Below are 12,189 nucleotides of genomic sequence, written 5' to 3'. Positions count from 1 at the left end.
AGCTCATCCCTTAACAAAACAGATGCAGAACGCCGGGTTTCCGGTCTGGTTATAAGCTGGCGATTAAAACATGTGAAGGGGGAAAAAACAGTGATGCAGGCAAGGCTTCCGGGGAAAGCAACGCAGCCGGCCCACCTGGGGCCGGCGCAAAATCATTATGGCAGCACTTTTGCTGACAGGATGACGATAGGTTTGCTCGGAACATTCTGGTACGGACCGACGTTGCCGGTCGGTGCCTGGGAGATTTTATCTACCACGTCCATGCCTTTGACCACTTTACCGAATACCGCATAGCCGAAATCGCGCTGCCCGTGATCCAGGAAGGCGTTATCCGCCACGTTGAGGAAGAACTGGCTGGTGGCACTGTCTTTGTCGGCAGTACGCGCCATCGAAATGGTACCGCGCAGGTTGCGCAGGCCGTTATCCGCTTCGTTCTTGATCGGTGCCTGGGTGGATTTTTGCTGCATATCCGCAGTAAAACCACCGCCCTGAACCATAAAGCCCGGGATCACACGGTGGAAAATGGTGTTGTTGTAATAGCCGCTGTTCACGTAGTCGACGAAGTTCTTGGTGGAAACCGGAGCCTTCTGACTGTCGAGCGCCAATTCGATATTCCCTGCCGAGGTAGTCAGCATGACATGAGTTTCACCGGCGGCGAGCGCGGCAGGTGCCATTGCTGTCAGGGAACACAGCGCAACGAAGGTCACTAAAGTACGTTTGAACATTAACGGGTCCTTTCTCTGAGAGACAAACAACGGAAAAGCGCATTGATTCTAAAGAGCTGCGCCTGCGAGTGCCAGCCATTTACCTATATTTACTTAATTGTGGGACTTATCTCAGTCAGCCCCGGATTTTACTGCCAAAAGTATGATCGCCTTAGACCTTTTTGCCAACTGCATCACGCATCTTTTGCCCTTTTTACGCCTTGGTTGTTTTTTGCGACACAACTCCCGGTTTCATTTTCCATTCCCGTTACATTAGGTCAATGAGAGCGCTCTCATTTTGGCGCAACGATGAGAATAATGAATGTCCGCCGGCACCACCGCCGTGCAATACAGGAGAAATAACGTGAGTGAATTGATGCCTGAAACTGAAATCAGCCCCGATTTTGAAAGCACCATCATGGAGCTGTTGGTGTTCTCCGGTGGCGCCCGCAGCAGTGCGCTATTGGCGCTGCAACAAGCGCGTGCCGGCGACTTTGAAGCTTCAGCCAAACACATGGCCGAATCCAAACAGTCGGTAAAAAAGGCCCATCAGATCCAGACCCAACTGATCGGCCTGGACGAAGGCTGCGGCAAACTGACCATCAACCTGATTACCGTTCATGCTCAGGATCATCTGATGAACGCCATGGTGATCCAGGATCTGGCAGACGACATGATTGAGCTTTATCGCCGTCAGACCCAAATGGAGATTCGCGCATGAAACCGTTAAAAATCGCTGTCATCGGCGGCGGCAGCAGCTACACGCCAGAATTGGTCGATGGCTTGATCCAACGCATTGATGAGCTGCCGGTGACCGAACTGGCGTTGGTGGACGTTGAGCCTGGCCGTGAAAAGGTCGAGATTATTGCCGCCCTGACCGAACGCATGCTGGCGCGCCACGGGCTAGAACAGGTGAAGGTCAGCGTGCATTTCGAACTGGATGAGGCCATTCGTGACGCCAATTTCGTTCTGACTCAGTTCCGCGTTGGCCAGTTACCGGCACGCGCCGCCGACGAGCGCTTGGGGCTGAAGTACGATTTAATCGGCCAGGAAACCACCGGCGTAGGTGGTTTTGCCAAGGCACTACGCACCATTCCGGTGATGCTGGATATCGCACGCCGGGTGGAAAAACTGGCGCCTGACGCCTGGATCATCAACTTCACCAACCCAGCCGGCATCGTCACCGAAGCGGTCTCCCGCTACACCAAAGCGAAAATCATCGGCCTGTGCAACGTGCCGATCAGCATGCATCACATGATCGCCAATATGCTGAAAAGCCGTTATCAAGAGGTGCAGCTGCAGTTCGCCGGGCTGAACCACATGGTATGGGTGCATCAGGTGCTGCAAAACGGGCATGACGTCACCGACAAGGTGATTGACATGTTGTGTGACGGTGCGGCGCTGACCATGAACAACATCAAGGAAGAACCTTGGCAACCGGACTTCCTGCGCGCCGTCGGGGCGATCCCTTGCCCCTATCACCGCTATTTCTACCAAACCAAAGAAATGCTGGCCGAGGAAATTGCCGCTGCGGCCGAACGCGGTACCCGCGCCGAGCAGGTGATGAAGGTGGAGAAAGAGCTGTTTGAGCTGTACGCCGATCCGCATCTCGACAGCAAACCGGAACAGTTAAGTTTCCGCGGTGGATCATATTATTCGGAAGTGGCACTGGAGCTAATTCGTGCGATCCATAATAATCTCGGGACGCAATTAGTCGTTAATACCGCAAACCGTGGCGCTATTCGCGGTTTACCGGACGACGCGGTGATAGAAACCAACTGTATCGTCGATGCTCAGGGTGCCCATCCGCTGACCTTCGGCACGCTGCCGGACTCCATGCACGCGCTGACCCAACAGGTGAAAGCTTATGAGCGCCTGACCATCGAAGCTGCAGTGCACGGCGATCGCCGCAGTGGGCTGCTGGCGTTGGTCACCAACCCGTTGGTCGGCAATGCCAATGTGGCGCAGCCGCTGTTGGATGAAGTGCTGGCGGTGAATGCGCCTTATCTGCCCCAGTTCAAATAACCGTCGGGCCAACCGCGGTTGCTGATACATTGCTATACCTAATATACGGGGGCCGCTGCGTCGGCCCCATTTTTGTCGTAATCAGGAGTCGGATGATGGTGACACTGGAAGATGTCGCAGCCCTGGCGGGCGTGTCCCGCGCCACCGTGTCACGCGTAGTGAATGGCGATACCAACGTTAAGGGGCAAACCCGTGAGAAGGTTGAAAAGGCGGTGGCCCAACTTGGCTACACGCCCAATCCGGCCGCCCGCGCACTGGCCTCCAGCCACAGCAATACCCTGGGGCTGGTCACTACCTCCTATCGCGGCGGCTTCTTCGGCGCACTGATGGACTTCGTGCAAACCGAAGCCGAATCCCACGGCAAGCAGTTGTTGGTGACCCAGGGGCGTAACAGTGCGGAAAACGAATGGCAAGCGATCCAACGACTGTTCAATCTGCGCTGCGATGGCGTGATCCTGCACGTCCGTTTCCTCAGCGATGACCAGTTACGCCAACTGGCGGCAGAGCAACGCCGCTTTGTGCTGCTCGATCGTCTGGTGCCTGGTCTGGAAGCGCACTGCGTCACATTCGATCACCAGTGCGCCAGCCGCATGGCAACACAACAATTGATTGATGCCGGCCACCGGTACATTGCCTGCATCAGCGGCCCGCGCGACCGCCCTTCCAGTCTCTTGCGGCTGCAGGGTTTTGAACAGGCTATGCAGACGGCGCATATCAAGCCGGTCGCCTGCGTCGAGGGGCTTTACGATCTGGAGAGCGGTTATCGCTGCGCCGATCAACTGCTGAAAATGAAAACCCTGCCCACCGCCATCTACTGCTGCAATGAAGAGATGGCCATCGGCGCACTGCTGGCCGTCAACGAACACCGCCTGCGGGTGCCGCAAGATATCTCGCTAATCTGTTACGACAGCGGTGAACGCGCCCCCTTTGTCCGCCCGGCGCTGACCAGCGTGCATTTCCCGATCAGTGAAATGGCGCAATATGCCGCCCGCCTGCTGATTGACCCAGCCACGTCACCGGTTAGCTTTGCGCCGCTCGTTATCAGCCGCGACTCGATCGTGACGGCGAGAAAATAGATCACAAAAATATTTCAGCGCCTCTCATTGATTGCATCAAAAAGTAGATAGGCATCACAAAAACTCCCGTTGTCTGTGCTAGGATCCGCTCCCTGGTGGCCTGATCGGGACTTTTCCTGCTTTTGCCAGGAAAAGCCAGCGGCCTTAATCCAGCGTTATACCCTATGAATTTCAAATTGCAGCTAGGCACCCAGCTCACTCATCCCCAGGAGCTTACTTAGGTAAGTGAGTGGGGTAAGTTAGTGCAGGTAACAACGCTGCGGTTTGAAAGGCGACGGGAATAATCCTAACAGACATAATCAGGCCTATATAATGAATGACAGCAACCGTCTACGGCTTACCTGGATCAGCTATTTTTCTTATGCGCTGACCGGTGCTTTAGTTATCGTCACAGGGATGGTGATGGGGAACATTGCAGAGTACTTTAATCTGCCGGTTTCCAGCATGAGTAATACCTTTACCTTCCTTAACGCCGGTATTTTGATTTCGATCTTCCTCAATGCCTGGCTGATGGAAATTATCCCGCTGAAACGTCAACTGATATTTGGCTTTGTGCTGATGGTACTGGCTATTGCCGGACTGATGCTCGGCAAAAGCCTGACCATGTTCTCGTTGTGCATGTTTATCCTTGGCGTGGTCAGCGGTATCACCATGTCGATAGGCACCTTCCTGATCACCCATATGTATGCCGGCCGCCAACGCGGTTCGCGCCTGCTGTTCACTGACTCCTTCTTCAGCATGGCCGGGATGATTTTCCCGATTGTCGCCGCGATGCTGCTGGCACGTCAGATCGGCTGGTACTGGGTGTACGCCTGCATCGGCCTGCTGTATGTGGGTATTTTTGTGCTGGCCCTGTTCTCCGAGTTCCCGGTTTTGGGCAACAAAGGTGCCGACGCTGGCCAGCCGGTGGTGAAAGAAAAATGGGGTATCGGCGTGCTGTTCCTGTCGATCGCCGCACTGTGCTACATCCTCGGCCAACTTGGTTTCATTCAGTGGGTGCCGGAATACGCCACCAAGTCGTTCGGGATGGATATCAGCCAGGCCGGCAAGCTGGTGAGCGATTTCTGGACCTCGTACATGATCGGCATGTGGGTGTTCAGCTTTATCCTGCGCTTCTTCGATTTGCAGCGCATCGTCACGGTTCTGGCCGCTTTGGCGACCGGTGCGATGTACCTGTTTGTCAGCACCGACAATCCGGAACATCTGGGCTACTACATTATGGCTCTGGGCTTCGTTTCCAGCGCAATCTACACCACGCTGATCACGCTGGGCTCGCTGCAGACCAAGGTTTCCTCACCGAAACTGGTTAACTTCATCCTGACCTGCGGCACCATCGGTACCATGCTGACCTTCGTGGTGACCGGCCCGATCGTAGCCAAAGGCGGCGCGCACGCGGCGCTGACTACCGCTAACGGCCTGTATCTGGCGGTATTCGTGATGTGCCTGCTGCTCGGTTTCGTCACCAAGCACCGCAGCCACGGTCACGTGACCCACTGATCTGTCATCAATGACGTGATATTGAAAAGGCGCCCCGGCGCCTTTTTTATTAGGGTAGTTCTGCCTCAACGCCGGAAATCCACCTTCTCATCCTGCGCCAGATACAGCGTGGTTTCTGCTGGCTGGGTTTCGGCAATCACCGTGCCCTGACGTATCGAGTAACGCACCGGCGTCTGTCGGCGCAGCGCATCAAAGCCGCTATCGGCCGGCAATATCACCAGGTTGGCACTGTTGCCCGAGGTCAGGCCGTAGTCGGTCAGATGTAGAGTGCGCGCACTATAGCTGGTGATCAGTTTCAGCCCGTCGTCGATCTGGCCGTATCCCATCAGTTGGCACACGTGCAGCCCCATATGCAGCACCTGCAGCATGTTGGCAGTGCCCAGCGGATACCAGGGATCGAACACATCATCATGGCCGAAGCAGACGTTGATATCCGCCTCCAGCATCTCCTTCACCCGGGTGATACCGCGCCGTTTCGGGTAGCTGTCGAAGCGACCTTGCAGGTGAATATTAACCAAGGGATTGGCGACAAAGTTGATGCCGGACATTTTCAACAGGCGGAACAACCGTGAAGTGTAAGCCCCATTGTAGGAATGCATCGCCGTGGTGTGGCTGGCGGTGACTCTGGCGCCCATATCCAGCTTAAGCGCCAACGCCGCCACGGTTTCGACAAAGCGCGACTGTTCGTCGTCTATCTCATCACAGTGAACATCCACCAGCCGATCGTATTTCTGCGCCAGGGCGAACGCCTTGTGCAACGAATCCACGCCGTACTCACGCGTAAACTCAAAGTGCGGGATGGCTCCCACCACATCGGCCCCCAGCCGCAGCGCCTCTTCCAACAGCGCCTCGCCGTTGGGATAAGACATAATGCCTTCCTGCGGAAAAGCGACGATTTGCAGCGTGACCCAGGGGGCGACTTCCTGTTTCACCTCCAGCATCGCACGTAGCGCGGTCAGGGTTGGGTCGGAAACGTCAACATGGGTACGCACATACTGCACGCCGTTGGCGATCTGCCATTTCAGCGTCTGCCAGGCGCGTTGTTTGACGTCCTCGTGGGTCAGAAGCGCCTTGCGCTCTGCCCAGCGCTCAATGCCTTCAAACAGGGTGCCTGACTGGTTCCAGGCCGGTTGCCCGGCGGTCTGGGTAGTATCCAGATGGATATGCGGTTCGACAAACGCCGGCAGCGCCAGCCCGCCCTGCGCATCCAGCACATCATTGCGCCATTCCAGCCCTTCCGGCTGCGGCACGATATGGGCGATGCGCCCCTGCTCAATGGCCAATTGCCACAGCCCTTCATGCCCGCTCAGACGCAGGTTATCGATAAACTTCAATGGACTTTTGGCCACCCTTCACCTCTGCTGTTCCAGTCTGTTTCATTCATCATACTGGCAGCGGATCAGACTGACAAAGACGCCAAGAATTTATTACCCCACCCATTACTCCCGAATGGGTAGAATTCGCATTAACTGGCTCGTTTCAGCTAAAGATTAATAAAAACCGCAACTTAACAAATAACGATAAAAATCATTCATATACCACATTAGAGGTATATGGAGGGGCGATTGATTTGCATCAATAAATCGCCCACCGGGAGGAATAAGGTAACGCTAGGAAACCAGAATTTTGAGGCAATAATGAGCAGAGTCAAACTCGCTGTCATCGGCAATGGCATGGTCGGCCACCGGTTTATCGAAGATCTGTTGGAAAAAGCAGACAAAGACCAATTCGACATCACCGTATTTTGCGAAGAACCGCGCATCGCCTACGATCGCGTACACCTCTCTTCTTATTTCTCCCACCACACCGCCGAAGAACTTTCACTGGTACGTGAAGGCTTTTACGAGAAGCAGGGCGTGAAGGTTTTGGTCGGCGAACGCGCCATCACCATTAACCGCAGCGAGAAAGTCATTCACTCCAATACCGGCCGCACCGTCTACTACGACAAGCTGATCATGGCTACCGGCTCTTATCCGTGGATCCCACCGATTAAAGGTGCCGAAAGTCAGGACTGTTTCGTCTACCGTACCATTGAAGATCTGAACGCTATCGAAGCCTGCGCCCGCCGCAGCAAACGCGGTGCGGTGGTCGGCGGTGGCCTTCTGGGGCTGGAAGCCGCCGGTGCGCTGAAAAGCCTCGGTGTTGAAACTCACGTCATCGAGTTTGCGCCGGTACTGATGGCCGAACAGCTCGATCCGATGGGCGGCGATCAACTGCGCCGCAAGATTGAACGCATGGGCGTCAAAGTCCATACCGGTAAAAATACCCAGGAAATCGTCAACGGCGGTGAACAGGCGCGCAAAACCATGCAGTTTGCCGACGGCACCGCGCTGGAAGTGGACTTTATCGTCTTCTCCACCGGCATCCGCGCTCAGGACAAGCTGGCTCACCAGTGTGGCCTGGCTACCGCCCGCCGTGGCGGCATCGTGATTAACGACAGTTGTCAAACCTCCGATCCGGACGTTTACGCCATCGGCGAATGTGCCTCCTGGCATGAACGCACCTTCGGCCTGGTGGCGCCGGGCTATAAAATGGCGCAGGTCACGGCCGATCATCTGCTGGGCCGCGAAAATGCCTTCCAGGGCGCCGACATGAGCGCCAAACTGAAGCTACTGGGCGTAGACGTTGGCGGCATTGGCGATGCCCACGGTCGCACTGAAGGCGCACGCAGCTACGTTTATCTGGATGAAAGCAAAGAAGTCTATAAGCGCATCATCGTCAGCGCCGACAACAAAACCCTGCTCGGCGCGGTGCTGGTCGGCGACACCAGCGACTACGGCAACCTGTTGCAACTGGCGCTGAACTCCATTGAACTGCCGGAAAATCCGGACGGCCTGATCCTGCCGGCGCATGCGGGCAGCAAACCGGCCATCGGCGTAGATTCATTGCCGGAAACCGCGCAAATCTGTTCCTGCTTCGACGTCACCAAAGGCGACATCATCAAGGCGGTCGGGATGGGTTGCCACACCGTCGCGGCGATAAAATCAGAAACCAAGGCCGGTACCGGCTGCGGTGGCTGTATTCCTCTGATCACTCAGGTGTTGAACGCCGAACTGAGCAAACAGGGCATCGAGGTTAACCATCACCTGTGCGAACACTTCACCTATTCACGCCAGGAGTTGTACCACCTGATCCGCGTTGAAGGCATCAAGTCCTTCGACGCACTGCTGGCCAAATACGGCAAAGGTTACGGCTGCGAAGTCTGTAAACCGACCGTCGGCTCGCTGCTGGCTTCCTGCTGGAATGAGTTCGTGCTCAAACCGCAACACACGCCGCTGCAGGACACCAACGACAACTTCCTCGGCAATATCCAGAAAGACGGCACCTACTCGGTGATCCCACGCTCCGCCGGCGGTGAAATTACGCCGGACGGACTGATGGCGGTCGGCCAGATTGCCAAGGAATACAACCTGTATACCAAGATGACCGGTTCTCAGCGCATCGGCATGTTCGGCGCGCAGAAAGACGACCTGCCGGCCATCTGGAGCAAGCTGATTGCCGCCGGTTTTGAAACCGGCCACGCCTACGCCAAGGCGTTGCGCATGTCGAAAACCTGCGTCGGCAGCACCTGGTGTCGCTTTGGCGTGGGTGACAGCGTCGGGTTTGGCGTCAAACTGGAACACCGCTACAAAGGCATCCGTACGCCACACAAAATGAAGTTCGGCGTTTCCGGCTGTACCCGCGAATGCGCTGAAGCGCAGGGCAAGGACGTCGGCATTATCGCCACCGAGAACGGCTGGAACCTGTACGTGTGCGGTAACGGCGGCATGAAGCCCCGTCACGCCGACCTGCTGGCGGCGGATCTCGACAGCGCTACGCTGGAACGCTATCTGGACCGTTTCATGATGTTCTACATCCGTACCGCCGATAAGCTGCAACGCACCTCGGTGTGGCTGGAAAGCCTGGAAGGCGGCATCGATTATCTGCGCAAAGTGATCATTGACGACAAACTGGGCATCAACGATCAGTTGGAAGCCGAAATCGCCCGCTTGCGTGAGGCGGTGATCTGCGAGTGGAAAGAAGCCGTCGAAGATCCTCAGGCCCAGGTGCGTTTCGCCCACTTTATCAACAGCAGCCTGCGCGATCCGAACGTACAAGTCGTGGCCGAGCGCGAACAGCATCGGCCGGCGCGTCCGGATGAACGTATTCCCGTCACTCTGCTGGAAGCTGAGGAGAACAACCTATGAGCCAGTGGATCACCCTTTGCCCCGTTACTGATATCTTGCCAGGCACCGGCGTGTGCGCTCTGATCGGCGCACAGCAGGTGGCGATATTCCGCCCCCATGCCGACGAGCGGGTGTTTGCTATCAGCAATATCGATCCCTTCGCCCAGGCCAGCGTGCTGTCACGTGGCCTGATCGCCGAACATCAGGGGGAACTGTGGGTCGCCAGCCCGCTGAAAAAACAGCATTTCCGCCTGCACGACGGTTACTGCCTGGAAGATGGCAGCCGCAGCGTCGCGCATTTCACCAGCCGGGTTGTGGACGGCATGGTGCAGGTCGCGGCCTGATATTTTCTATTTAACCTCAGGGGAAGTAGCATGTTCACCGATACCATCAACAAATGCGCCGCCAACGCGGCACGCATCGTCAGGCTGTCGAAAGACAGCCCGCTGGGCTTCTGGATCAGCTCGGCGATGGCCGGGGCCTACGTCGGCCTCGGCATCATTTTGATCTTCACCCTTGGCAATCTGGTCGATCCTTCCCTTCGGCCATTAGTGATGGGTGCCACCTTCGGCATCGCGCTGACGCTGGTGATCATCGCCGGTTCCGAACTGTTTACCGGCCACACCATGTTCCTGACGCTGGGCGTCAAAGCCGGTACCATTCGCCACAGCCAGATGTGGGCGGTACTGCCGCAAACCTGGTTGGGTAACCTGCTGGGATCGGTGCTGGTCGCACTGATGTACTATTACGGCGGCGGCAGCCTGCTGCCGGTAGACACCAGTCTGATACATACTGCGGCACTGGCGAAAACCACTGCTCCGGCCGAAGTGCTGTTCTTCAAGGGCGTGCTGTGTAACTGGCTGGTTTGCCTGGCAATTTGGATGGCCATTCGCGTCGAGGGCGCCGCCAAATTCATCGCCATCTGGTGGTGCCTGCTGGCCTTTATCGCTTCCGGCTATGAACACTCCGTCGCCAACATGACGCTGTTCGCCCTGTCCTGGTTCGGTAATCACAGTGAGGCCTATACCCTGAGTGGGATCGGCCATAATCTGCTGTGGGTGACGCTGGGCAATATCCTGTCCGGTTCGGTCCTGATGGGCCTGGGTTATTGGTACGCCACGCCGCGCGCCGAACGGCCACAGGCAGAGAAAGCCGCAGCGCGCCAGACTGCATAATATTCCGGGGCGCCTTGCGCCCCACTGCTGATTGTCCCGAGGAGTGCCGATGGATTACCTGCCGATTTTCTGCCAACTGCAACACAAAGCCTGCCTGCTGGTCGGTGGCGGTGAGATTGCCGAGCGCAAGGCTCGCCTGCTGCTGGACGCCGGTGCGGCACTGACCGTCAACGCTTGTGCCTTCACCCCGCAGTTCCACGAATGGGCGGATCTTGGCCGGGTCACTCTGGCGGAAGGTGAATTCAGTACAGAGTTACTGGCAGAAAAGTGGTTGGTGATCGCCGCCACCGACCGGGTCGAGGTCAATGCGCTGGTGTACCAGTGTGCCAACCAGCAGCGGGTATTTTGCAACGTGGTCGACGATCCGAAACGCGCCAGTTTTATCATGCCGTCGATTATCGATCGCTCGCCGATCATGGTCGCGGTGTCCTCCGGCGGCAAAGCCCCGGTGCTGGCACGACTGCTGCGTGAAAAGCTGGAGGCCGTGCTGCCCCAACATCTTGGCAAGTTGGCACAGCTGGGGGGTTCGTTGCGTCAGCGGGTGAAAAAGCACTTCAGCGACATCGGCTCACGCCGCCGTTTTTGGGAAAAGCTGTTTGCCCACGATCGGCTGGCACAATCGCTGGCCAATAATGACGTAGTACTGGCGGAGCGGCAAATTGAGCAACTGTTTAGCCATCAACCGCAAGAATGTGGCGAAGTGGTGCTGGTGGGTGCCGGTCCGGGCGATGCCGGTTTGCTGACTCTGAAAGGCCTGCAGCAAATCCAGCAGGCTGACGTGGTGGTTTATGACCGGCTGGTGTCTGATGAAGTCATGACACTGGTACGCCGTGATGCCGAACGCATCTTCGTCGGCAAGCGCGCCGGCCATCATTGCGTACCGCAGGAGCAGATCAACCGCATCCTGCTGGAGCAAGCGCAACGGGGCAAACGCGTAGTCCGGCTGAAAGGCGGTGACCCGTTTATTTTCGGCCGTGGTGGCGAAGAGCTGGAAACCCTGACCGATGCCAACATCCCGTTCTCGGTAGTACCGGGTATTACCGCCGCCTCCGGCTGTTCGGCCTACAGCGGCATTCCCCTCACCCATCGCGACCATGCGCAGAGCGTGCGACTGGTGACCGGCCACGCCAAGAGCGACGGCGGGTTGGACTGGGCGACGCTGGCCGCCGGGCAACAAACGCTGGTGTTTTACATGGGCCTGACGCAGGCGGCAGAGATCCAGCGCCAACTGATCGCGCACGGCATGGCTGCCGCTACGCCGGTGGCGCTGGTAGAAAATGGGACTTCCTGCCGCCAGCGGGTCATCGAAGGTGAATTGAGCCAACTGGGGACGCTGGCCTTACAGGCTGCCAGCCCAAGTTTAATCATCGTCGGTAGCGTAGTCAGCCTGCGCAGTAAGCTGAACTGGTTCTCCAGCCAGCAGCCTCCGCAACCACTGGCTCAAATGGCCTGAGACCAACGTAAAAAAAGCGGCCAGTGGCCGCTTTAGGTTGCTGACAAAGCAGGAAAAAGCGTGGTTTTTCCTGCTTTGTGGTGAGCAGCCGAA

The 12,189-nt window shown here is 57.0% G+C and carries 10 protein-coding genes; 8 read left to right on the top strand and 2 right to left on the bottom strand.

Going from position 1 to position 12,189, the window contains the following annotated elements:
• Positions 1-155: 155 nt before the first annotated feature.
• A complete protein-coding gene (ppiA, locus tag ACUTQ5_RS21205) occupies positions 156-725 on the bottom strand; it encodes a peptidylprolyl isomerase A (protein ID WP_012147266.1) in 570 nt (189 codons plus the stop codon).
• 355 nt (positions 726-1,080) lie between these two features.
• Here ppiA and ACUTQ5_RS21200 point away from each other — a divergent pair, with 355 nt between their 5' ends.
• The 4 genes from ACUTQ5_RS21200 (at position 1,081) to tsgA (ending at position 5,302) form a co-directional block, all read left to right on the top strand.
• A complete protein-coding gene (locus ACUTQ5_RS21200; RefSeq protein WP_445652881.1) occupies positions 1,081-1,425 on the top strand; it encodes a PTS lactose/cellobiose transporter subunit IIA in 345 nt (114 codons plus the stop codon).
• Positions 1,422-2,729, top strand: a complete 1,308-nt coding sequence (locus ACUTQ5_RS21195; protein WP_445652852.1) for a 6-phospho-beta-glucosidase — start codon at positions 1,422-1,424, stop codon at positions 2,727-2,729. Before ACUTQ5_RS21200 ends, ACUTQ5_RS21195 begins: the two co-directional genes overlap by 4 nt.
• 95 nt (positions 2,730-2,824) lie before the next feature.
• The gene (locus ACUTQ5_RS21190) at positions 2,825-3,805 is read left to right on the top strand and encodes a LacI family DNA-binding transcriptional regulator (protein ID WP_445652880.1); all 981 of its coding nucleotides are present in this window, start codon (positions 2,825-2,827) and stop codon (positions 3,803-3,805) included.
• A 312-nt stretch (positions 3,806-4,117) separates the two neighbouring features.
• Positions 4,118-5,302 carry an MFS transporter TsgA gene (tsgA, locus tag ACUTQ5_RS21185; protein WP_445652851.1) on the top strand — a complete coding sequence of 395 codons (1,185 nt, stop codon included), beginning with the start codon at positions 4,118-4,120 and terminating at the stop codon, positions 5,300-5,302.
• 65 nt (positions 5,303-5,367) lie between these two features.
• Here the strand turns inward: tsgA and ACUTQ5_RS21180 are convergent, their stop codons facing one another.
• Positions 5,368-6,636, bottom strand: a complete 1,269-nt coding sequence (locus tag ACUTQ5_RS21180; RefSeq protein WP_445652879.1) for a cytosine deaminase — start codon at positions 6,634-6,636, stop codon at positions 5,368-5,370.
• 303 nt (positions 6,637-6,939) lie between these two features.
• Here ACUTQ5_RS21180 and nirB point away from each other — a divergent pair, with 303 nt between their 5' ends.
• Genes nirB through cysG form a run of 4 tightly spaced genes read left to right on the top strand, consistent with a single transcriptional unit; the run spans position 6,940 to position 12,096 of the window.
• Complete coding sequence (nirB, locus tag ACUTQ5_RS21175) at positions 6,940-9,489, top strand: nitrite reductase large subunit NirB (RefSeq protein ID WP_445652850.1); 2,550 nt, start codon at positions 6,940-6,942, stop codon at positions 9,487-9,489.
• Positions 9,486-9,812, top strand: coding sequence for a nitrite reductase small subunit NirD (nirD, locus tag ACUTQ5_RS21170; RefSeq protein ID WP_445652849.1), 327 nt, complete (start codon positions 9,486-9,488; stop codon positions 9,810-9,812). The genes nirB and nirD overlap by 4 nt, the downstream gene beginning before the upstream one ends.
• A gap of 30 nt (positions 9,813-9,842) precedes the next feature.
• Positions 9,843-10,643, top strand: coding sequence for a nitrite transporter NirC (gene nirC / locus ACUTQ5_RS21165; RefSeq protein WP_445652848.1), 801 nt, complete (start codon positions 9,843-9,845; stop codon positions 10,641-10,643).
• Positions 10,644-10,692: 49 nt separating this feature from the next.
• Entirely contained in the window at positions 10,693-12,096 is a 1,404-nt protein-coding gene (gene cysG / locus ACUTQ5_RS21160) for a siroheme synthase CysG (protein ID WP_445652847.1), read from the top strand.
• Positions 12,097-12,189: the final 93 nt, after the last annotated feature.

The organism is Serratia sp. NA_112.1 (assembly GCF_052691715.1).
Note: the sequence above shows the minus strand (reverse complement) of the source record. Positions and strands in the feature narration are given on the sequence as shown.